Raw genomic sequence first — 19,776 nt, 5'->3', positions numbered from 1 at the left:
CCACCACCGCCGGGAATGCAACGCCCTCGATCCCAGCCCGCGCTCAGACATCGCCGCCCGAAAATCCAACGGTTGAGCGCGCCTCGGCCGGGTTTTTCAGCGTCCTGCTAGCCGCTACGCGACGTAGAGCCGGTCGATACGATCCCTCGGCGGCCCTCGGCGACGCGGTCGACCTCCCGTCGAAGGGCGCACAGGATTGCCCGAAGACGACTATCCACCTCGCCAAGCCGCAACCCGCTACGATTGGCAACCTCAATCCGCGTGCAGCCCTGGCAGACAAGCCTTAGAAGCTGCCGATCCTCATGTTTGATATTCATGGTTCCGCCAGTTCGAAAATACCGTCCCACGGCGATGCCTTCGCCATCTTAAGGGTTAGCATTTTCGCCATTCGATTTGTATTCTACTAAAGTTGTATCCTTTATCTTGAAGATTTATTGTATCGAAACTGATTTGAACGAAAAATTTTGAGGCGCGCGCTCATAACGCGACTTCATGAACATCCAACAAAAAACTACCAAATTACACGAACGTTCATGAATATTGTGATTTAGCGATTCGAAACGGAGGCGCTTTTACGATTCAACGGGAATCTTCGAATAGTCGTGGCGTCGATCCGTCTGCAAAGGGTGGTCGCGGCGACTTTCGTCGATAGCCGTCTTTGCAATGTCGAGACGCACCAAGCTCTCCCGGTCCCCGAACACAGTGGTGGAGGTCGCCTGATCCACCCAGGGCGGCACATAGATCGACCGGCCGAAATTGGCACCCGCCCTGTTCAGGCTGAGGACATGAACCTGCCACTCCAGCGCACGGGCGACCGCGAATGCATGCCAGCTCGCAAAGGTATCGTCCCGGGCGAACGCGACGGGGTGCAGCACCAGCTCCACTCCCAGCTCCCGGCAGAGCCGGTCGAACAGGCCGGAGAACCGGAAATCGTAGCAAATGACCGGGGCAACCCGCATGCCGGCAATCTCGAACACGGCCAGATGATTGCCAGGGGAGAAAAACCGCGTTTCGCGGATGTCGCCGAAACCGACGAGGTGCAGCTTGTCATAATGGCCGCGCGGCTCGCCGTCCGGGCCGACGAAGACCTGGCTGATGCGGAAGGTGTCGCCGTCGGCCCGCGGCATGCCGAAAGTGACCCAAGCGCCCGTTTCCCTTGCCAGAGCACCGAAGGCCTGCGTGGACGGACCGTCCAGCGTCTCGGCAAGTTCGGCAAGCTCGCCGAAGCTGGCAAGGCCGTAGTCGATGGTTGTCAACTCGGGAAGAACCACCAGATCCGCTGTGTTCGCATTCAAGGACGCGGAAAGGCGCCCGCACAACTCCGTGACCCAGGCATCCCGCTCACGCGCCGTGGTAACGGCCGGAACCTCGACCTGTGCAGCCAGGATATGCATGACGGCCCTACCCTTGCCCTTCCCCGTTCGCGTAGACGAGCGGAATGACGGCGTACATTGCCGCTGCTCGCATCAATTCGTCCTTCCAGGTGATCTCGTTCGGAGCGTGCGCCTGATCCTCGTGGCCGGGCCCGAAACCGATGCAAGGAATTCCGAGCCTGCCCATGATCGAGACACCATTTGTGGAGAAGTCCCATCGCCCCAGCTTCGGCTCGCCGCCAAAAAGCCCTCGGTAGGCCTTCACAAGGGTCCGGCAGGCCGGATGCTCCGACTCCAGGCGCCAAGCTGGGAAGAAGCATTCGGTCGGATAGACCAGCCCGGTCCAGGACGCCTCGTCGTAGCTGTACATCGAGACCTCGGCGCTCACGCGCTTCACCGATTCCAGTGCGCGAATCTCCTCTAGCGCCCCTTCCGCCGTTTCGCCCCATGTGAGACGCCGGTCGATGGATATCCAGCAGGAATCGGCCACGGCACAGCGCGAGGGGGAGGTCGAGAAGATCTCGGATACCGTCAGGCTACCCTTGCCGAGGAAATCGTCGTTGCCCAGGCGCCCAGCGAGATCCTCAAGCTCCGCCAGTATCGGCGCCATGCGGAAGATCGCGTTCCGGCCGCGCTCCGGCACCGCGCCGTGCGCGCTGCGCCCGGTGACCGAGACTTTGATTTCCATCCGTCCGCGCTGACCGAGTGCAATGTTGCACGCCGTCGGCTCGGTGCTGACGACGAACTCGGGCCGGATGCCGTCTTCCTGTGCGATATACTGCCAGCACAGGCCGTCGCAGTCCTCTTCCTGCACGGTGCCGGTGCACAGCAGCGTGTAGTCGCCGTCGAGACCCAGCTCCTTGATGATCTTGCCGGCGTAGACCATCGAGGCCATGCCGCCTTCCTGATCGCTGGTTCCACGGCCATAAACGATGTCCGGATCGTCATAGCCCTTATAAGGGTCGTGCTCCCACTGCGAGCGGTCGCCGATGCCGACGGTATCGAGGTGGGCGTCGAGTGCGATCAACCGGCTTCCGTTGCCGATGTAGCCCAGGACGTTGCCCATCGGGTCGATCTCGACACGGTCGAAGCCGACCTTCTCCATCTCCTGCTTGACGCGCTTCACCACCGCGCCTTCCTGGCAGCTTTCGCTGGGAATGGCGACCATGTCGCGCAGGAAACGGGCGATGTCCTCGCGATGGTTCCGGGCGGCGGCATAAACCGATGCAAAATCGATGGTCATGGAACTCTCTTGATCGACGCAATGAATGATTCTCTCGTCCCACGCAGGCTGCGTCAGTGTTCGATCACCCGGCGCAGGAAGTCCTTGAGACGCGCACTTTTCGGCTGCTTGAAGATTTGGCTGGGCTTGCCTTCTTCGACGATGACGCCCCCGTCCATGAAGATGACGCGATCCGCGACGTCGCGGGCGAAGCCCATCTCGTGCGACACCACGATCATCGTCATGCCCTCGCGGGCAAGGTCGCGCATCACCGCTAGCACTTCACCGACCAGTTCCGGATCAAGGGCCGATGTCGGCTCGTCGAACAGCATCGCCTTGGGCGACAGCGCGAGCGAGCGTGCGATGGCGACGCGCTGCTGCTGGCCGCCCGAAAGCTGGGAGGGATAGTTGTCGATCTTGTCGCCAAGCCCGACCTTCTCCAGCATCTTGCGGCCAATATCGTCGGCTTCGGCCTTACTGGCACCGCGCACCTTGCGCGGGCCGAGCGTGACGTTACCGAGCGCGGTGAGGTGCGGAAACAGGTTGAACTGTTGAAACACCATGCCGACTTCGGCGCGGATCATATTGATATCCGTGCGCGAATCCCTGACATCTTGTCCTTCGATCAGGATGCGCCCGGACGTCACCTCCTCCAGCCGGTTGATGCAACGCAGGAACGTCGACTTGCCGGAGCCCGACGGGCCGACGACGACCACCACTTCGCCCGCCGCGACGCTGGCGTCGATGCCGCGCAACACCTCGACATGCCCGAAATTCTTGTGAAGATCCTGAACCTCGATCATGTGCTGCTGGACCTCGCCCGTTCAGAAGCCGATACCCGGTACTCGACGTAACGCAACCCTCTGGAGAGGGTGTAGGTCATGACGAAGTAGATCACCGCAACCGCGAGCCAGACCTCGAAGGCCCGGAAGTTCTCGGCCACGATCTCCTGCCCCGTGCGCGTAAGCTCGCCAACGCCGATCACGACCAGCAGCGAGGTATCCTTCAACGAGATGATGAACTGGTTGCCAAGCGGCGGAATCATGCGGCGAAAGGCCTGTGGCCAGACGACGTAGAGCATTGCCTGGCGGTGCGACAGGCCGATGGAGCGCCCAGCCTCCATCTGTCCGCGGTCGATCGACTGTACCGCGCCGCGCACGATCTCGGCCACATAGGCGCCGGCATTCACCGCCACGGCGACGATGGCTGCCGTCAGCGGCGGGATGCGCGTGCCCAGCGCAAGCGGAACGCCGAAGTACAGGAACATGACCTGCACCATGAAAGGCGTGCCGCGGATCGCCTCGATATAGCAATTGGCAACGGGGCGGATGACGGGCTTGCCGGACAGCTTCATCAGCCCGGCCACGGTGCCGAGAATGAAACCGAACAATAGCCCGCCAATGGTAATGATCAGCGTCAGTTCCGCGCCGCCCAACAACGTGGGAACGGAGTTCAGGACGACGCTCCACTTGAATTCGAAACCGGACATCGGCGCCTCGCAACAAATACGGTGGGAAGCGTTACCGGCTTCCCACCGCACATGGTGTCATCGAATGTCGATTATTTCGGCTCGGAACCGAACCACTTCTTGTAGATCTTGTCGTATTCGCCGGATTCCTTGAGTTCCAGGATGGCGACGTTGACCGGGTCGCGCAGCTCGCTGCCTGCCGGGAAGCCGATGCCGTAGTGGTGCCCCATGTAGAGAGGGCCGACGAGCTTCACCGCGTCCTTGCCGACACCATTGGCGTAATCCGCCAGCGGCGGCAGGTCGAAGATGACGGCATCCGTGCCGCCGGCCCGCAGTTCAAGGAATGCATCGGTGATGTTCGGGTACTTCTTGATCTCGGTCGGATCGAGCACGCCGGCCTCGATGTTTTCCTTCAGGAACGGAATGGTCGAGGTGCCCTGCTTCGTCGCCACGACCTTGCCCGACAGGTCCTCGAGCTTGCCGATGTCGCTGTTGTCGGCGCGCACCATGATGACGAGACCGGCCTTGTAGTATGGATAGGAGAAGTCGATTACCTTCTCCCGCTTCGCCGTCACCGACATGCCGGCCACCGCCACGTCGACGTTGCCGGTCTGCAGGCCCGGGATGATGCCGTTGAAGTCCATCGGACGGAGCTCGTAATCGGCATCCATCTTCTCGGCGATGGCCTGCCACATATCGATGTCGAAGCCGACGTAATTGCCCTCGTCGTTCTTGAACGAGAACGGCTTGAAATTAGTGTCCGTCGCCACGGTGATCTTGTCCTGCGCGACGGCCGTTCCGGCCACCAGAAGGGCCGCGGCCGCAAGGACGGAGGTGAGCACGCGTTTCATGTAAAAGCCTCCCGCTTGGTTCGCTCCATCGCACGGCAAGCGACGGCAGCCGACGCTTGCCCGTCTTGCCGTCATCATTGCCTCGCCGTCATCCGGTAAGGTGAATGTAGGCTTGGCGTCGTCCGACGGTATCGTGCCGGCGCGGCGAGAAGGCTTCTGGTATGGACCATGGTCCGGCCCTACATGCATTCGCGGCCTGCCCACGAATATCTCTCCCCCAGAACATTCACGCGCTCCGCGATAACCTTCCCGAAGCTGGCGCACGCCGAACTTGAAACAGCGTTTCAGATAAGGCACGATCCGCCATTATATTGTTGTTGGCCTTCGCACACTCATGCTGCTCATTAGGCCCAAGGAATGTCAAGACCCTTATGAAACACTGTTTCATGAAATGATCGAAACAGCACTCACTGCGGATCCGGCCCGGATCGACGACAGAATCCTTGCTGTCTACGATGACCTGAGCCCGCGTCAACAGCGCTTGGCCGACGTTGTGCTTGAATGCGGTGGCGATCTCGTCGGCTATTCGGCCACTACTCTGGCGCGGAAGGCCGGAGTCTCGAAGGCGACGGCCGCAAGGCTGTTTCAGCGTCTGGGCTATCACCGCTTCGAGGATGCGCGCTATGCCGCCGCGCGCGTCCCCTGGGCCTCGCCGCTGCGGGGATTGGGTCAGGAAGTGCCGCAAGCCGAGCAGGACGCCCTTGGCGAGCACCTCAATCGGGAAGTGGAGAATCTTCAGCGGTCGAACCGCTCGATCGATCGTACGGCATTGCAGCGCGCTATCCAGCTATTGAGTGCCAAGCGGGTGGTCTGGGTCGGGGGGTTCCGCATGAGCTATGCGATCGCCCGCTATCTTCAGAGCGTGCTGCGCAATGTTCGCGCCGGCGTGCGGCCCATCTCGGATTCGGCGTGGGAACTGGCGGAAGTGTTCGCCGAGATCGGCACCGACGATGTCTTGGTCCTCGCCGCGTTCCGGCGGCGCCCACCGCAGGTGGAACGGATCCTCCAGGTCCTGGCCGAGCGATCCGTACCCGTCATCCTCTTAAGCGATATGACAGCCGCTCCGTCCTCGCGGGGCGACGTCGTGCATCTTCGCTGTCACAGCCGCGGCGCAACGATCTTCGACTCCCATACCGTGGCGTTCAGCCTGATAAACTTCCTCTGCTCCCAGGTCGGCACACGCTGCCTCGAGCGGACGGACGCGCACATCAACGACGTCGAGCGGCTCCACGACGCCTTCGGCGACATCATCCCGAGGTAGTCCCGCCCGGTACGGCCAGGGCTATCAGTCGGCCGGCGTCACGACCTCCATCGATTCGATGACGACCGGCTCCCTTGGCACATCCTTCGGGAACGGGCCTTGCGGCCCCGTCGGGAGGCTACGGATTGCGTCCACGGTATCCATGCCCTCGACGACACGGCCGAACACCGCATACCCCCACCCTCGCCGCGTCTTGGCGGCGTGGTTCAGGAAATCGTTGTTCGTCACGTTAATAAAGAACTGCGCGGTTGCGGAATGAGGATCCGCCGTCCGGGCCATCGCAATAGTGCCGCGATCGTTCTTCAGGCCGTTATCCGCTTCGTTACGGATCGGCTCATGCGTGGCTTTCTTCTGGAAGTCCTGAGTGTAACCGCCGCCCTGGATCATGAAATTCGAGATCACGCGATGGAAGATGGTGCCGTCATAGTGGCCTTCTTCCACATAGCGCAGGAAGTTGTCGACCGTCTCCGGCGCCTTCTCCCGGTCCAATTCGACGCGGATGTCGCCATGGCTCGTGGACATCAAAACGACCGGGTCGGCCTGCGCCGCCTGCGTGGACGCGGCTGCCAGAGCGAGGATGAATACCAGGGCGGAAAGCGCCTTCATCGTGCTGTCGCTCCTTGCGGGTTGAATCGCTGCCAAGTTGGCCCAGAAGTTGGCATAAACCCCGTTTCCACGCCAGCATGTTCCCGTTCACGGCAATGGCGACGCAGATTGTCATCGCAATCACCCTTGCCGATGCTCCCTGAGTGAGCGACCTTTCGAGGCCGATCGGTAATCCGGCAAACCGTATCCGGCAGGCATGAAACCGCTTTTGCACGCCCGATCGCTGAACGGCATGGACGGCGACCCGGTTGTCCATGTCCGCTTCATGTTCGAGCGGCGCGGCCTCCTCTTCGATCTCGGCGATATCTCGACGCTGTCGATGCGCGATATCCTCGGCTTGCAGGACATCTTCGTGTCGCACATGCACATGGACCATTTCGCCGACTTCGACCGGCTGCTGCGCGCGGTGCTGGGACGCGACATGACGTTGCGTGTGGTCGGCCCCGAGGGCTTCATCGACCGCCTTGGCCATCGGCTGGCCAGCTATAGCTGGAATCTGGTGGAGCGATTCACCACCGATGTCTGCTTCCAGGCAACCGAAGTGATCTCGTCCACCCAAGGAAGGCGGGCGCGGTTCCGATTGTCCAGGCGCTTTGCTCGCGAGGATGTGGGCGCCGTAGCGCTGAGCGATGGCATCGTGCTGGATGAACCGATGATTTGGGTGCGGGCGGCTGTCCTCGACCACGGCATTCCCTGCCTGGGCTTCGCGCTGGAGGAGCGCGGGCATATCAACGTCTGGCGCAACCGCGTGGAGGACATGGGGCTTGTCGTCGGTCCCTGGCTGCGCGACCTCAAACGGGCGGTGCTGGAAGGACAACCGGACAATACGCCAATTGCGGTGGCCTGGCGGGAGAAAACACAAGAAGCGCCGGTGGAATTGCCGCTCGGCACGCTGAAGGAGCGCGTTCTTTCCACTACCGAAGGCCAGAAGGTCGCCTACGTCGTCGATACCGCCTATACCGGCCGGAACAAGCACCGAATCGTCGATCTCGCGCGCGACGCCGACATTCTTTTCATCGAGACAGCGTTCTCGCACAACGACCGGGCCGCCGCCGCCGACCGCAAGCACCTGACGGCCGTCCAGGCCGGCCACATGGCGCGCCTTGCCGGCGTGCAGCGGGTGGAAGCGCTGCACATCTCGCCGCGCTACGCAGATGAGCCCGAGCGATTGGAACGCGAACTCGCCGACGCCTTCGAAGGCCGCCGCGACGCCGAGGACCCCACGGACTGACTCGGGCGCTACGTCAAAGGTGCCCCATCTCGAAATCCTCGCAAGACAGGTCGAACGCCGCCAGACCCTCCTCAAGATAGTCGGCGAGTAGCGGCATGCCGAGGAGATAGAGAGACGTATTGTCGGTATGTTCGTCCTGCGCGGCCTGCAGCGCCTCTGCCCAGTCCCCCTTCGCATAGGTGCCGCGCCCGACCCAGGCCAGCGCCACGACCGTGCACTGTTCGTCCCAGTTCAGGTCATCGATCGCCTGCTTCAACTCGTCGAAGACCGGATCGTCGGCGTAGGCCTCCAGCACCTGGCGGCACTGGTCGTCCGCCGCGTTGGAGGCATAGTCCGGCTCGACCACATCCTCGCGCGCATCAAGCTCGCGCGCCTTGACGACGATGTAGCAAACTTTCGTGACGTCGATGTCGAGTGCGGCCTCGTCCGTCTCGGCGAGCCCGCCGGTGCCGGGCTGTTCAGCCATCCTGTCTCTCCGCTTACGGTGTATCGTATTTCTGGACAGCAGTTTACGTACCGGGCTTGAGCGGGAATTGCGCCGGATCAATCGATGTGAGGCAATTTCCGGGGATGGCCATCATTTGGCCGGGCGTGCGGCGGCCTCGCCCTGTCCCGTCGAGGCGCCGCCGGACAGTTCGCGCTCGATATTCAGCACCTCCAGCGTCGTAGCCAGCACACGGTCCGGGTTAAGGCTCAGCGAGTCAATTCCCTGGGCCACCAGGAAGCGCGCCACCTCGGGATAGTCGGACGGCGCCTGACCGCAAATCCCCGAATGGCGGCCGTTGCGCTTCGCACCCTCCACCGCCATGCGCAGGAACGCCATCATACCGGGATCGCGCTCGTCGAAGTCGAAGGCGACGATCTCGGAATCCCGATCGACGCCGAGGGTAAGCTGCGTCAGGTCGTTGGAGCCGATGGAGAAGCCGTCGAACAGCTCGGCGAAGGCGTCCGCCTGGATGATGTTGTTCGGAATCTCGCACATGACGTAGACCTCGAGCCCGTTCTCGCCCCGGCGCAGCCCGTTCTCGGCCATCGCGTCCAGTACCTTGCGGCCTTCCTCCACCCGACGGCAGAAGGGAATCATCACACGGACGTTGGTCAGCCCCATTTCCTCGCGCACGCGCCGCAGCGCCCGGCATTCAAGGGCGAAGCCCTCGGCGTAGGCCGGATGGGCGTAGCGCGCCGCGCCGCGAAAGCCGAGCATGGGGTTCGCTTCCTCCGGCTCGAAGCCGCGTCCGCCCAGAAGCTGGGCATATTCGTTTGTCTTGAAATCCGACATGCGGACGATGACGGGTTTCGGATAGAAGGCGGCCGCAATGGTGCCGATGCCCTCCGACAGCGTGCGCACGAAGTAATCCGTCGGCTCGGCAAAGCCCTGGGTCAGCCGTTCGATCTCAGCGCGCTCACCGGCGTCCTGGATCCGCTCGGGATGGACCAGCGCCATCGGGTGGGCCTTGATCGACTCGCTGATGATGAACTCCATCCGGGCCAGACCAACACCGTCGTTGGGCAGCAGACTGGTGCTGAACGCCATGTCCGGGTTGCCCAGGTTCAGCATGATCTTCGTCTTCGGTTGGGACAGGCCGCTGAGGTCCACCTCCTTGGACTCGAACGCCACCTTGCCGTCGTAGACCTTCCCGGTATCGCCCTCCGCGCAGGAAACCGTTACCGTCTGCTGAGGCCGTATGTGCCCGGTGGCGTCCCCGGTGCCCACGACTGCGGGAATGCCCAGTTCGCGCGCGACGATGGCGGCGTGGCACGTGCGCCCCCCGCGATTGGTGACGATAGCGGCGGCGCGCTTCATTACCGGCTCCCAGTCCGGCGTGGTGGTATCGGCGACCAGAACCTGTCCAGGCTTGAAGTCGGTCAGGTCGTGCATGTCGTGAGCCACCCGCACCGGCCCGGAGGCGATCTTGCCCCCCACCGCCCGGCCCGTCACGAGGACGGGCGCCGTTGCGGTGACGGTGTAGGTGGTCAGCATGTTGGGCCGCCGCTGGGAAGCGACGGTTTCCGGCCGCGCCTGCACAATGTAGAGATGACCGTCCACACCATCCTTCGCCCACTCGATGTCCATGGGCATCGGATGCCCGGCACGCTTCGTGTAGTGGTCCTCGATGCGGATGGCGGCGTCGGCCAGGTCGAGAGCCTCGGCGTCGGTGATGCAGTATCGCTCCCGGTCCGCCTTCGGCGTCGGCACGTTGCGCGCGGCCTCGCGCGTGCGGCCGGAAGCGAGCACCATCTTCACCTGCTTGTCGCCAAGGCCGCGGCGCAGCACGGCACGATAGCCCGCCTTGAAGGTCGGCTTATGGACGTAGAACTCGTCCGGGTCGACGGTGCCCTGCACAACGTTCTCGCCCAGCCCGTAGGCCCCGGTAATGAAGACGACGTCCGGGTGGCCGGTTTCCGTATCGATGGAGAAGCTGACGCCGCTCGCCGCCATGTCGGCGCGGACCATCTTCATGATGCCGACCGACAGCGCCACCTGGAAATGGTCGAAGCCCTTGTCGATTCGGTACGAAACCGCCCGGTCCGTGAAGATGGACGCAAAGCAGCGCCGGCAGGCATCCAACAGCATCTCGGCGCCATGGACGTTCAGGAAGGTATCGTGCTGACCTGCAAAGCTGGCGGTCGGCAGATCCTCCGCCGTTGCGGAACTTCGCACGGCGACAGCGGTCTCGGGGCCGTACTCGTCGCACAGCGCTCGATAAGCGTCGCGAACCTCGTCGGCAAGCTCCGGCATCAGGCCAGCACCGTAGACCAGGTCGCGAGCACGGCCGGCGCGGCGGCTGAAATCGGCCGCGTCGTTCTTGTCGATATCGTCCAGCAACTCGTGCAGTTCGTCCGCGATGCCGGCCCGCTCCAGCATGGCACGGTAGGCCTCGGCCGTTATCGCGAATCCCTTGGGGATGCGCAGCCCCAGCGGCGCGAGCTCCCGCGTCATCTCGCCGAGGGAGGCGTTCTTGCCACCCACCAGCCCGACATCGTCCATGCCAAGTTCGGAGAACCACTTGATATACACGGGCCTGCCCTCCTGTGTGGAAGGCATGATCGCCGGGGCTGGGCGGCAAGGGAATGAACTGGATCAATCCGAATACCTGGCACGGCGGCTACAATCGCGGCCACGGAACAGGGAAAGTGATGGCGGAGGCGACATGAAGGCCGCGATGCTGTTGACCGGAAGCGGGCCGATCATCGTGCTGACCTCTTACGGCAGCCTGGATGACGAAACCCTCCTGAAGACCCTGGAAGCGAAGGGTATCCACAAGTTCATCGCCTACGAACTGCCGCCCGCCCTGCTCCGCCAGCGTTATGGCGCCCACTTCTTCGTGGTCGAGGACAAGCTGGACGAGAAGCAGGATCTCCGGTTCCTCGACACCAACGGCCAGCGCGTGTTCGAGAAGATCCGCTTCGCCGACCTGGGCACGCCGCGCTTCTTCGAGGGCGGAGAATTGCGGGGCGGATAGGTGCGGCGGCTGAGGGCGATGTCCGCCTCAACCAATGTCCGCCGCGGCTGCGACGATGGCGAAGCGATCGGCCAGGGCGGCCAGGGCGGCGCGGTGCACCGTTTCCGCCGGCACCGGCGCACCGCCAAGCGGGTCCGGGAGCGCACGGGTGGCCGTGGCATCGCCCACCACAGTGACCCGGTAGCCGAGGTCGAGGCCTGCACGCGCGGTGGCGCTGACGCACATATGCGTCATGAAGCCCGCCAGCACGAGCTGCGGACGCCCGATTGCCTTCAGCCGGTCCTGCAAATCCGTTCCCGCGAAAGCGTTCGGCAGTCCCTTCTTCACCACCGGCTCACCGTCCAAGGGGGCGGCTTCGGGCATGATCTGGCCGCCGGGCCCATCGGGATCGAAAAGTCCTCCAGGACGGCCTTGATGGGCAATATGTATCACGGGGGCGCCGGCCTGCCGGGCACGTGACATGAGGTCGTCGAGATTGTCGAGGGCCGGCCCGATACCCTCCAGCGGCAGCTTGCCTTCGCGGTATTCGCCCTGCGCGTCGATCACGACCAGCGCGGCCTCGGGCCATCGCGCGGGTTCCAGCGGTGCGCCCGCCATCTGAAGAAGTGTCTTGGGCTCTTCCATCCGGTTTCCTCCCACTCTTGCCAATGCCGCTTCTTAGCGTGACAGAGCGGTTGGGTCGACCGTTCCCGGACGCCGACAGGCCGCGATGTGACGGCCGTCACGTCATTCCGGCGCTTTTTCCCGCATATTCCGGACTATGGAACGGACCGCTGAGGTCCTTTTGAACCATTCACGCAGCCCAGGAAGAAAGACGGAATGATGGTGAAAGCCCGCAACCTCGGACGCTGGCTACCTCTGGCGGCCATCGCCACCGCGCTTGCGGGGACGTTCGCGCTCGATCTGCACAGCTACCTCACCATGGAGGCGCTGGCCCGTCACCAGGCGTGGCTGATGCGGCAGGTGGAGGCAAACGCGCTGCTCGCCGCCGCCACCTACGTCACTGCTTATGCCGCCGCGACGGCACTGTCGCTGCCGGGCGCAAGCCTCCTGACGATTTTGGGCGGTTTTCTGTTCGGCCTGTGGCTGGGCACCGCTCTCGTCGTGGTGTCGGCCACGCTTGGCGCGATCGGCATCTTCCTGGCAGCGCGGACGGCCCTGGGCGAGCAATTGCGCGCCCGTGCCGGCCCACGGCTGACACGAGTCGTTGCCGGCTTTCGCAATGACGCCTTCAGCTATCTGCTGGCGCTGCGGCTGATTCCGGTGTTCCCGTTCTGGCTGGTGAACCTTGCGCCCGCTCTCGTGGGCGTACGGCTCGGCACATACACCGCCGCGACAGCGATTGGCATCATCCCCGGCTCGTTCGTCTACGTCAGCATCGGCAACGGTCTCGACGCCATTGTCGCCGCCGGCGGTGCACCCGGCCTGGACCTGTTGACCGATCCGACAGTGATCGCTCCGATGGCCGGTCTTGCCCTGCTATCGCTGCTGCCCCTCGCCTATCGCCGCTTTTCCGGGAAACGAACGCAGGGTGCGTAGCCAAGCGGCGGAAACCTAGACCGCGACGAGCGGCACGTGCTCTCCGGGACGCAGATATCGCTCGTCCCAGGGCGGCCTTGCGAAAACCTCGCGCACCATCGGTTCGAAGGTTTCCAGCGGCAGCGTGTCGTAATCCGGATCGAACGATGACTGGTCCCAGCGCTCGCAGAAGGTGACGGTGCGCTCGTAGCACGGGTGATCGGCGTACTTCCGCCGGGCCTCCGCGTCGGCGCCGATGTGATGGCCATAGTAGGCAAGCTGGAAGATGCCGTGATGCTGAAGCACCCACGCGCACTCCTCCCTGACATAGGGCCGCAGGACCGCGGCGGCGACGCTGTCGTGATTGTGCGGCGCCAGATCGTCACCGATATCGTGCAGCAGCGCGGTCACGATCCAGTCGGTGTCGGCCCCGTCGCGATAGGCGCGCGTGGCGGACTGCAGCGAATGCTCCAGGCGCGTGACCTGATAGCCGGAGAAGCTGTCCTCCAGGCGCCGCAGAGCCGCCAGGATACGCTCCGGCAGCTGTTGGACGTAGCCGGCCTCCAGCCGCTCCAGCAGTGCATAGTCCTCCGCCGTGCCGTCCTTCATCTGCCGGAACGATACCGCTGTCGCCGTGTTCGCCATACCTTCCTCGCTATCCTGTTCGCTGGTCCTTGTCCGAAGCTGTTACGCTGCTTCGCGGCCGCTGCCCTCGCCGTCGCGCCATCTGCGGGAGAGGACGCGGTACATCGTGTCCGGGCCGTCGTGGTCGATGTAGCAGCCCTGCAGATGCCGGCGTGCGGCCGCGTGGTCGAAGCCGGTGCGGCCGTGCAGCAGACGGTGGTTATCCATCATCACCAGCATGCCCGGATCGAGCCGGAAACGGATCTCGAAGCGCGGGTCCGCCGCAAGTTCGAACATCCTGCTTCGGCCACGATAGAACATGTCCAGCGTTTCCGGGTCCAGGGGCGGAACGAAATCGACGCGGGAGCTGAAACGCACCCGGACCAGCCGGCCGTCGCCGTCGCGCTCGATCAGTGGACCCCGATTCTCCAGGATGGTGTCGTCGGATTCGTATCGGAAGCGAACCGTCGTGCGTTCCAGCACGCGGGCCAGTTCCGGCGCTTCGGCCAACAATGCCTCGGCCAGAGCGAAACCGTCCACCAGCGTCGATAAACCGCCCTCGACGCCGTTCTCCAGGCAATGCAGCATCTGGATTCCGGGAATCGGCTGGCGATAGGGATTGTCCGCGTGGGCCGACAGCGGCAGGCCGGTATAGGCCAGATCGATCGGCTGCGGCTTCGTGATGACGTCGAAAATCGGGCCGAAGTTCGTATCGCGCAGGTGGCCGAAAAACTTCGCGATGCTCTCCAGCGTGCCCGGCTGCGTGGGCGTGTTCCTGATGATGCAGAAGCCGCTTCGCGCAAAGCCCGCCAGCATGTCGCGCAAAACCTCCGGCGCTTCCAGCGCGGCCCAGTCGGCACCCGGCCATGCATCCAGGTCGGCCCCCCAGGGCTGCGGCGCCGGCGGCGTTTCCGGGTCGTCCAGCCAACCGGCCTCGCGCAGAATGGCTGTGAGGGAGAACCCGCACCGGGCGCCATCGCTGAACGTCAGCGCAAGCTCGTCCTCGCTTGACCGCTCCATCCCGACGACACGCAGGTCGGCCGGCAGCAGCGCGGGCTCGAACAGGCGCTGGCGCGTGACGGGATCGAAATCGGCCGCCTCGTGCGAGCGCTCGCGCAGCCAATGGGGATGCAGCACCATCTCGCCCCCGCCATCCCCGGTAACGCGAACCTGTCCGGTATCGTAAAGCAGTGAGACGTCTATCGGCGGCGTGTCCATGTGTCGGGCTCCCGGTGTGTCGTTTCTGCCCAACGTTGCAACGCCGGTGATACCGAAATAAAGGTGCCAAATTGCTATTTCGTTGATAACTTCAGGTTATGAAAAACCTTCGCCGTGACCTGCCATCGTTGAACGCACTGGCGGTGTTCGAAAGCGCCGCGCGACTGGCCAGCTTCACCCGCGCCGCGCAGGAGCTGGGTATGAGCCAACCGGCCGTGACCCGGCACATCAAGTCGCTGGAATTCGCCCTCGACTGCCCGCTCTTCAGACGCAATCACAATCGCCTGACACTGACGGCGGAGGGTTTGCGGCTATGGTCCGGTGTCGCCGAGGGGCTGGGCGGAATCGCCGCGACGATCTCCGCCATCAAGGCCGAGCGCGCCCGGCAAACGGTGGTCCTGGCAAGTCATGCCGGCTTCGCGCAGCAGTGGCTGATGCCGCGGTTTTCCGACCTCTATGCGCATCTCGGTGGCTATGACGTGCGGCTGCTGATCTCCGACTCCGACGCCGAAGCGGACAGGGCCGGCTTCGACGTCTCGATTCGCGTGGGGACCGGAAACTGGCCTGACCAGGACTGCCAGCGCCTTTGCGCCGAGGCTGTCCGGCCCGTCGCCAGCCCCCGCCTGCTGCAAGAGAGCCCGGAACTGGCGGAGGCTTTGCCCGTCGACCTGCTGCGGGCTCCGCTGTTGCACATGGACGACGGCGACAAACCGTGGATGACGTGGCGAGGCTGGTTTGCCGCAATGGGCGTCGAAGGCCGTCCGCCCAAGCCGCGCGTGTTCTATTACAACTATCCACTGGTGTTGCAGCAGGCGCTGACAGGCAAGGGCGTGGCGCTGGGGTGGCGCCATCTTGTCGATTCGCACATCGCCCAGGGCGCCCTGGTGTCGATTGGGCCAAGCGTGGAGAGCCCGACAGCCGGGTATTACCTGACGTGGCCGCGAGAGCGCGCGGACGAGCAGCCGGTGGCGCGGATTCGTGACTGGCTTGCCGGACAGTTTGCCGCGTAAGCCTTCCAGCGCTGGAGAAGAGCGAGGCGCGAAGGCTACTCCCGGCGATAGCCCTTTTCCTGCATGCACTGCGCAAAGAGGCGGTCACGGCGCTGCTCGTAGCCGTAGCCCTGCATCGACTGCATCAGGTCCTCGGTCCCCTGCGTCGTCCCGGCACCTTGGTCGTCGGTATCCTGGTCGATCCGGCGGTCGCGTTCGACCTGCGCCTGGGCCGTGCGCATACACTCGCGCATGTCCTGCTGACGCTGATCGGCGCTGCCCCCCTGCTTGACCCAGACACCCGTCCGGCGTGGGCCGCTTTCGTCCCAGCCGAAGTTGAACGGCTGCGACTCGCAGGCGGCAAGCAGCAGCAGACAGGCGACAATGGCAAGGCGCGGGATGGTCATGTGGGCTCCATCTCGTTCGTTTTGTATTGCTTCGTAGATCGTATCGTCTGGCCGGCGCCATGCTGCGACGCCGATACCGCCAGCGCAAGCCCAAGGGCTTCACAAGCGAGCGCCGCGTTGCAAGCGCGCGCGCGAATGAGTAAGACCGGGCGCCATGGAATTCCCGCACCCCCTTGTCGAAGGCCGCCTGCTGCGCCGCTACAAGCGCTTCCTCAGCGATGTCGAGCTTGCCGACGGCAGCGTCGTGACGGCGCACGTCGCCAATCCCGGCTCGATGCTGGGCCTGAGCGCGCCGGGCGCCAGGGTCTGGCTGTCAGTCAGCGACGACCCGAAACGCAAGCTGAAATACTCCTGGGAACTGGTCGAGGCGGACGGCGGCCTCGTCGGCATCAATGCGGGCCGGCCCAACGCGATCGCCGGCGAGGCAATCGCCGAGGGGCGGGTGCCGGAGTTGGCCGGCTATCAAACTATGCGGCGGGAAGTGCGCTATGGCCGGAACAGCCGAATCGACCTGCTGCTCGAAGACGCCGACCGCCCCTCCTGCTATGTCGAGGTCAAGAACGTGCACCTGAAGCGCGGGGCCGAGGCGGCCGAGTTCCCCGATTCGGTGACGGCACGCGGAGCCAAGCACCTCTACGAACTCGCCAATATGGTCGAGGCCGGCCACCGGGCGGTGATGCTCTACGTCGTGCAGCGCACCGATTGCACACGCTTCGAGATCGCCGGGGACATCGACCCGGCTTATGCCAAGGCTCTTGAGGACGCACGTGCGCGCGGGGTGGAGGCATACTGCTACGCGTGCGATATTACGCTCGAACGTATTCGGTTGGACGGCCGGCTTGCGCTTGCGCTATAGCTCGCCCGGCCCAGATACATAGCCTGGATAGTTACCCCGGATCGACAGCGAAGCAGCCAAAGACGCCGAGATGAGCAACAGCGACCCCGCAACCGTGGAAACCCAGGACCGACGCACGGTTCCCCTGCACGGCCCCGAAGACTTCGAGGGCATGCGTAAGGCCGGCCGGCTGGCCGCAGAGGTGCTTGATTTCATTACACCCTACGTCGAGCCGGGCGTTTCGACGGGCGAGTTGGATCTGCTGTGCCACGAGTACATCGGCGATCATGGCGCCACGCCCGCGCCACTCAATTACCGGGGCTTTCCGAAGGCGACATGCATCTCGGTGAACCGGGTCATCTGCCACGGCATTCCTTCCGAGCAGAAGCGGCTGCAGAACGGCGATATCCTGAACATCGACATCACCGTGATCCTGGACGGCTGGCACGGCGACACCAGCCGGATGTTCTGGGCCGGAACACCCAGCGTGAAGGCGCGCAAGCTGTGCGATGTCACCTACGACTGCCTGATGCGCGGGCTGGAGGTCGTCAAGCCCGGCGCCCGTCTGGGCGATATCGGCCACGCGATCCAGACCTACGCCGAGAAGAACCGCTTCTCCGTCGTCCGCGACTTCTGCGGCCATGGTCTGGGTCAGGTGTTCCACGATGCCCCAACCGTCCTGCACTACGGCCGCCCCGGCACCGGCCTGGAATTGCAGGAAGGGATGTTTTTCACGGTCGAGCCGATGATCAATGCCGGCCGTCCCGACGTGAAGATCCTGGAGGATGGCTGGACCGCCGTCACTCGCGACAAGTCGCTCTCCGCGCAGTTCGAGCACTCCATCGGCGTGACGGCCGATGGCTGTGAGGTGTTCACCTACTCGCCGAAGGGGTGGCACAAGCCGCCCTATCCCAGCGAAGGCTAGGCCGGTGGCGCCCGGCGAGAACAACCCGGGCAGCACCGACAACCGGCCGGCCAACCTCACTCGCAACCAAAGCAAGAGCGATGTGGCCACGAAGCCCCACTATCTGGGTCATCGGGCGCGGTTGCGCGAGCGCTTGGTCGAGAAGGGCGGCGAGGCGCTGAGCGATTACGAGGTGCTGGAGATACTATTGTTCGCCGGCAATCCGCGCGGCGACACCAAGCCGCTGGCGAAGGCTCTGTTGCGAGAGTTCGGTTCGTTCGCCGCGGTGCTGGCCGCCGACCCCGGCAAGCTGGGCGCGTCGAAGGGGATGGGCATCGGTGCAGTCGCCGCGCTGAAAGCCGCGCAAGAGGCGGCCAGGCGCATGACGCGGGAGCAGGCGATGGAGCGGCCTGTGATCGCCTCCTGGGAGAAGCTTCTCTCCTACTGCCGCGTTGCCATGGCGGAAGAGCCGGTGGAACAGTTCCGCCTGCTGTTTCTCGACCGCAAGAACAAGCTGATTGCGGACGAGGCCCAGGGACGGGGCACCGTCGACCACACCCCGGTTTATCCGCGCGAGGTGGTGAAGCGTGCGCTGGAACTTGGCGCCAGCGCGGTGATCCTGGTGCATAACCATCCCTCGGGCGATCCGACGCCGTCGAAGGCGGACGTGCAAATGACGAAAGCCATCGTCGAGGCGGCAAAACCACTCGGCATCCAGGTCCACGACCACGTCATCATCGCACGCGCCGGCCACACGAGCTTCAAGAGCCGGGGCCTGCTATAAAGATTCAGTCCGGTTCGTCTTCGGCCTGCTTCGGTGGACAGCGCTGGTCGCCGTAGGAGCAAAACACGCAGCAATCTCCAGGTCTCGGCGTCAACCGGGTGCCACAGGCAGGACAGTCAAAGACCCAAAGACAATACGTCTGGGGCATTGTCTCCGCCGTGACTGCATGACACTCGGGGCAAGTGATTCGCGCAGACGCCTTGCTCATGCCGACCACCGCCGCCACAACGCGATCGCAATCAGGACAATGAAACCCGAAAGGGCAGGTAACAACACGTAGTCGATCCAGCCTAACCATGCCGCCAACCCCAATGCCGGCAACCCCCATACCAGCAGCGGGGTGAAGCAGCACACCGCTGTCACCAAGCTTCCTATGACGCCGGTGCGCAACAATCGTGTGCTCTCCATATCCATGAATCTCCTCATAGAGTTCTATCGCTCAGCACCTTCTTCGAAGCGCGGAGACGGCGCCCAAGACGCACGTCACACATTTCCCGTTGCATCGAATGCATGCCGGACACAGCCTCATTCCTGTAGTCGCTACAGGTTCAAGGAATTTCGGGAGCACTAAATGGTTGAAGAGGATCCTGGGGTCAGTATCGGTACACTGGCGCGCCAAAGTGGCTGCAAGATCGAAACAATCCGCTACTACGAGCGCATCGGGCTGATCTGCTCTCCACCCCGTACTGCTGGCGGGCATCGTGTCTTCGCGACAGCCGACCGGAAGAGGCTTACATTCATACGACGTGCAAGGGCGCTCGGCTTCACGCTTGGCGGCGTAAAGGAGCTTCTGCGTCTGGTCGATTCCGGCGCCTATGGATGCGCCGAAATCCATGACCTTGCCGCTGGCCATCTCAAGGAAGTACGCGGGAAGATTGCGGAATTGCAGCGCCTTGAAGCAACTCTAAGCGATATGACGTCCCACTGTGAGAGAGGGGAGCGCCCGGATTGCCCCATCATCGATGCGCTTTCCGATAGCTTGGTGGGGAAGCCCCGCGCTTGAGACCCGGCTGGTTGATCC

General features: G+C 63.7%; 23 protein-coding genes. 9 read left to right on the top strand and 14 right to left on the bottom strand.

Translation table 11 applies throughout. The features are described 5' to 3' along the window. Positions 1-572 precede the first annotated feature (572 nt). The 5 genes from DRB17_RS16510 to DRB17_RS16490 all read right to left on the bottom strand — a co-directional run bounded on the left by DRB17_RS16510 (position 573) and on the right by DRB17_RS16490 (position 4,914). Positions 573-1,394, bottom strand: coding sequence for a carbon-nitrogen hydrolase family protein (locus DRB17_RS16510; protein ID WP_114583329.1), 822 nt, complete (start codon positions 1,392-1,394; stop codon positions 573-575). A gap of 7 nt (positions 1,395-1,401) precedes the next feature. Beyond that, the gene (locus DRB17_RS16505; RefSeq protein ID WP_114583328.1) at positions 1,402-2,616 is read right to left on the bottom strand and encodes a YgeY family selenium metabolism-linked hydrolase; all 1,215 of its coding nucleotides are present in this window, start codon (positions 2,614-2,616) and stop codon (positions 1,402-1,404) included. A 53-nt stretch (positions 2,617-2,669) separates the two neighbouring features. Next, positions 2,670-3,398 carry an amino acid ABC transporter ATP-binding protein gene (locus DRB17_RS16500; RefSeq protein WP_114583327.1) on the bottom strand — a complete coding sequence of 243 codons (729 nt, stop codon included), beginning with the start codon at positions 3,396-3,398 and terminating at the stop codon, positions 2,670-2,672. Next, positions 3,395-4,084: an amino acid ABC transporter permease gene (locus tag DRB17_RS16495; protein WP_114583326.1), complete on the bottom strand. Its 690-nt coding sequence runs from the start codon at positions 4,082-4,084 to the stop codon at positions 3,395-3,397. Before DRB17_RS16495 ends, DRB17_RS16500 begins: the two co-directional genes overlap by 4 nt. A gap of 71 nt (positions 4,085-4,155) precedes the next feature. After that, on the bottom strand, positions 4,156-4,914 hold the full coding sequence (locus tag DRB17_RS16490) for a transporter substrate-binding domain-containing protein (protein ID WP_114583325.1): 759 nt from the start codon (positions 4,912-4,914) through the stop codon (positions 4,156-4,158). Positions 4,915-5,305: 391 nt separating this feature from the next. Between DRB17_RS16490 and DRB17_RS16485 the strand changes: the two genes are divergently transcribed. After that, positions 5,306-6,175 carry a MurR/RpiR family transcriptional regulator gene (locus tag DRB17_RS16485; protein WP_161958864.1) on the top strand — a complete coding sequence of 290 codons (870 nt, stop codon included), beginning with the start codon at positions 5,306-5,308 and terminating at the stop codon, positions 6,173-6,175. Between the two features lie 24 nt (positions 6,176-6,199). Here DRB17_RS16485 and DRB17_RS16480 read toward each other — a convergent pair whose 3' ends face one another. Continuing rightward, on the bottom strand, positions 6,200-6,781 hold the full coding sequence (locus tag DRB17_RS16480; RefSeq protein ID WP_114583323.1) for a peptidylprolyl isomerase: 582 nt from the start codon (positions 6,779-6,781) through the stop codon (positions 6,200-6,202). Positions 6,782-6,977: 196 nt separating this feature from the next. On the opposite strand from DRB17_RS16480, the gene DRB17_RS16475 reads away from it, so the two are divergent. Further along, complete coding sequence (locus tag DRB17_RS16475; protein WP_114583322.1) at positions 6,978-8,012, top strand: ribonuclease Z; 1,035 nt, start codon at positions 6,978-6,980, stop codon at positions 8,010-8,012. Between the two features lie 13 nt (positions 8,013-8,025). Here DRB17_RS16475 and DRB17_RS16470 read toward each other — a convergent pair whose 3' ends face one another. Then, on the bottom strand, positions 8,026-8,478 hold the full coding sequence (locus tag DRB17_RS16470) for a DUF3775 domain-containing protein (RefSeq protein ID WP_114583321.1): 453 nt from the start codon (positions 8,476-8,478) through the stop codon (positions 8,026-8,028). Between the two features lie 111 nt (positions 8,479-8,589). Further along, positions 8,590-11,031, bottom strand: a complete 2,442-nt coding sequence (gene ppsA, locus DRB17_RS16465) for a phosphoenolpyruvate synthase (protein WP_241503874.1) — start codon at positions 11,029-11,031, stop codon at positions 8,590-8,592. A gap of 133 nt (positions 11,032-11,164) precedes the next feature. On the opposite strand from ppsA, the gene DRB17_RS16460 reads away from it, so the two are divergent. Continuing rightward, positions 11,165-11,476 carry a cytosolic protein gene (locus DRB17_RS16460; protein WP_114583319.1) on the top strand — a complete coding sequence of 104 codons (312 nt, stop codon included), beginning with the start codon at positions 11,165-11,167 and terminating at the stop codon, positions 11,474-11,476. Positions 11,477-11,503: 27 nt separating this feature from the next. On the opposite strand, the gene DRB17_RS16455 is transcribed toward DRB17_RS16460, so the two are convergent. After that, positions 11,504-12,100, bottom strand: a complete 597-nt coding sequence (locus tag DRB17_RS16455) for a cysteine hydrolase family protein (RefSeq protein WP_114583318.1) — start codon at positions 12,098-12,100, stop codon at positions 11,504-11,506. A 195-nt stretch (positions 12,101-12,295) separates the two neighbouring features. Between DRB17_RS16455 and DRB17_RS16450 the strand changes: the two genes are divergently transcribed. Then, a complete protein-coding gene (locus tag DRB17_RS16450) occupies positions 12,296-13,015 on the top strand; it encodes a TVP38/TMEM64 family protein (RefSeq protein ID WP_114583317.1) in 720 nt (239 codons plus the stop codon). A 15-nt stretch (positions 13,016-13,030) separates the two neighbouring features. On the opposite strand, the gene DRB17_RS16445 is transcribed toward DRB17_RS16450, so the two are convergent. After that, entirely contained in the window at positions 13,031-13,639 is a 609-nt protein-coding gene (locus DRB17_RS16445; RefSeq protein ID WP_164496353.1) for an HD domain-containing protein, read from the bottom strand. Positions 13,640-13,681: 42 nt separating this feature from the next. Continuing rightward, the gene (locus DRB17_RS16440) at positions 13,682-14,836 is read right to left on the bottom strand and encodes a TauD/TfdA family dioxygenase (protein WP_114583316.1); all 1,155 of its coding nucleotides are present in this window, start codon (positions 14,834-14,836) and stop codon (positions 13,682-13,684) included. Between the two features lie 98 nt (positions 14,837-14,934). On the opposite strand from DRB17_RS16440, the gene DRB17_RS16435 reads away from it, so the two are divergent. Then, positions 14,935-15,846 (top strand): LysR substrate-binding domain-containing protein, encoded by a 912-nt coding sequence (locus tag DRB17_RS16435; protein ID WP_114583315.1) that lies wholly within the window; start codon positions 14,935-14,937, stop codon positions 15,844-15,846. A gap of 35 nt (positions 15,847-15,881) precedes the next feature. Here DRB17_RS16435 and DRB17_RS16430 read toward each other — a convergent pair whose 3' ends face one another. Beyond that, positions 15,882-16,232, bottom strand: coding sequence for a hypothetical protein (locus DRB17_RS16430; protein WP_114583314.1), 351 nt, complete (start codon positions 16,230-16,232; stop codon positions 15,882-15,884). Positions 16,233-16,386: 154 nt separating this feature from the next. Here DRB17_RS16430 and sfsA point away from each other — a divergent pair, with 154 nt between their 5' ends. From sfsA to radC, 3 genes are all read left to right on the top strand, one after another. Next, positions 16,387-17,088 (top strand): DNA/RNA nuclease SfsA, encoded by a 702-nt coding sequence (gene sfsA, locus DRB17_RS16425; protein ID WP_114583313.1) that lies wholly within the window; start codon positions 16,387-16,389, stop codon positions 17,086-17,088. Positions 17,089-17,158: 70 nt separating this feature from the next. Continuing rightward, a complete protein-coding gene (gene map, locus DRB17_RS16420; RefSeq protein ID WP_114583312.1) occupies positions 17,159-17,992 on the top strand; it encodes a type I methionyl aminopeptidase in 834 nt (277 codons plus the stop codon). A gap of 4 nt (positions 17,993-17,996) precedes the next feature. Continuing rightward, entirely contained in the window at positions 17,997-18,755 is a 759-nt protein-coding gene (gene radC, locus DRB17_RS16415; protein WP_241503873.1) for a RadC family protein, read from the top strand. Positions 18,756-18,759: 4 nt separating this feature from the next. Here radC and DRB17_RS20880 read toward each other — a convergent pair whose 3' ends face one another. Then, on the bottom strand, positions 18,760-18,963 hold the full coding sequence (locus DRB17_RS20880; protein WP_114583336.1) for a GDCCVxC domain-containing (seleno)protein: 204 nt from the start codon (positions 18,961-18,963) through the stop codon (positions 18,760-18,762). Beyond that, the gene (merF, locus tag DRB17_RS16405; RefSeq protein ID WP_241503872.1) at positions 18,960-19,169 is read right to left on the bottom strand and encodes a mercury resistance system transport protein MerF; all 210 of its coding nucleotides are present in this window, start codon (positions 19,167-19,169) and stop codon (positions 18,960-18,962) included. Before merF ends, DRB17_RS20880 begins: the two co-directional genes overlap by 4 nt. A 157-nt stretch (positions 19,170-19,326) precedes the next feature. On the opposite strand from merF, the gene DRB17_RS16400 reads away from it, so the two are divergent. After that, positions 19,327-19,758 (top strand): MerR family transcriptional regulator, encoded by a 432-nt coding sequence (locus DRB17_RS16400; RefSeq protein WP_114583310.1) that lies wholly within the window; start codon positions 19,327-19,329, stop codon positions 19,756-19,758. Positions 19,759-19,776 lie beyond the last annotated feature (18 nt).

This window comes from Ferruginivarius sediminum (genome assembly GCF_003344765.1).
GTDB classification, from domain to species: domain Bacteria; phylum Pseudomonadota; class Alphaproteobacteria; order Kiloniellales; family Rhodovibrionaceae; genus Ferruginivarius; species Ferruginivarius sediminum.
Note: the sequence above shows the minus strand (reverse complement) of the source record. Positions and strands in the feature narration are given on the sequence as shown.

Coding starts and splice junctions, on each gene's coding strand:
- DRB17_RS16510 (WP_114583329.1), bottom strand. CDS start 1,394: ATGCATATCCTGGCTGCACAGGTCGAGGTTCCGGCCGTTACCACGGCG.
- DRB17_RS16505 (WP_114583328.1), bottom strand. CDS start 2,616: ATGACCATCGATTTTGCATCGGTTTATGCCGCCGCCCGGAACCATCGC.
- DRB17_RS16500 (WP_114583327.1), bottom strand. CDS start 3,398: ATGATCGAGGTTCAGGATCTTCACAAGAATTTCGGGCATGTCGAGGTG.
- DRB17_RS16495 (WP_114583326.1), bottom strand. CDS start 4,084: ATGTCCGGTTTCGAATTCAAGTGGAGCGTCGTCCTGAACTCCGTTCCC.
- DRB17_RS16490 (WP_114583325.1), bottom strand. CDS start 4,914: ATGAAACGCGTGCTCACCTCCGTCCTTGCGGCCGCGGCCCTTCTGGTG.
- DRB17_RS16485 (WP_161958864.1), top strand. CDS start 5,306: ATGATCGAAACAGCACTCACTGCGGATCCGGCCCGGATCGACGACAGA.
- DRB17_RS16480 (WP_114583323.1), bottom strand. CDS start 6,781: ATGAAGGCGCTTTCCGCCCTGGTATTCATCCTCGCTCTGGCAGCCGCG.
- DRB17_RS16475 (WP_114583322.1), top strand. CDS start 6,978: ATGAAACCGCTTTTGCACGCCCGATCGCTGAACGGCATGGACGGCGAC.
- DRB17_RS16470 (WP_114583321.1), bottom strand. CDS start 8,478: ATGGCTGAACAGCCCGGCACCGGCGGGCTCGCCGAGACGGACGAGGCC.
- DRB17_RS16460 (WP_114583319.1), top strand. CDS start 11,165: ATGAAGGCCGCGATGCTGTTGACCGGAAGCGGGCCGATCATCGTGCTG.
- DRB17_RS16455 (WP_114583318.1), bottom strand. CDS start 12,100: ATGGAAGAGCCCAAGACACTTCTTCAGATGGCGGGCGCACCGCTGGAA.
- DRB17_RS16450 (WP_114583317.1), top strand. CDS start 12,296: ATGATGGTGAAAGCCCGCAACCTCGGACGCTGGCTACCTCTGGCGGCC.
- DRB17_RS16445 (WP_164496353.1), bottom strand. CDS start 13,639: ATGGCGAACACGGCGACAGCGGTATCGTTCCGGCAGATGAAGGACGGC.
- DRB17_RS16440 (WP_114583316.1), bottom strand. CDS start 14,836: ATGGACACGCCGCCGATAGACGTCTCACTGCTTTACGATACCGGACAG.
- DRB17_RS16435 (WP_114583315.1), top strand. CDS start 14,935: ATGAAAAACCTTCGCCGTGACCTGCCATCGTTGAACGCACTGGCGGTG.
- DRB17_RS16430 (WP_114583314.1), bottom strand. CDS start 16,232: ATGACCATCCCGCGCCTTGCCATTGTCGCCTGTCTGCTGCTGCTTGCC.
- sfsA (WP_114583313.1), top strand. CDS start 16,387: ATGGAATTCCCGCACCCCCTTGTCGAAGGCCGCCTGCTGCGCCGCTAC.
- map (WP_114583312.1), top strand. CDS start 17,159: ATGAGCAACAGCGACCCCGCAACCGTGGAAACCCAGGACCGACGCACG.
- DRB17_RS20880 (WP_114583336.1), bottom strand. CDS start 18,963: ATGAGCAAGGCGTCTGCGCGAATCACTTGCCCCGAGTGTCATGCAGTC.
- merF (WP_241503872.1), bottom strand. CDS start 19,169: ATGGATATGGAGAGCACACGATTGTTGCGCACCGGCGTCATAGGAAGC.
- DRB17_RS16400 (WP_114583310.1), top strand. CDS start 19,327: ATGGTTGAAGAGGATCCTGGGGTCAGTATCGGTACACTGGCGCGCCAA.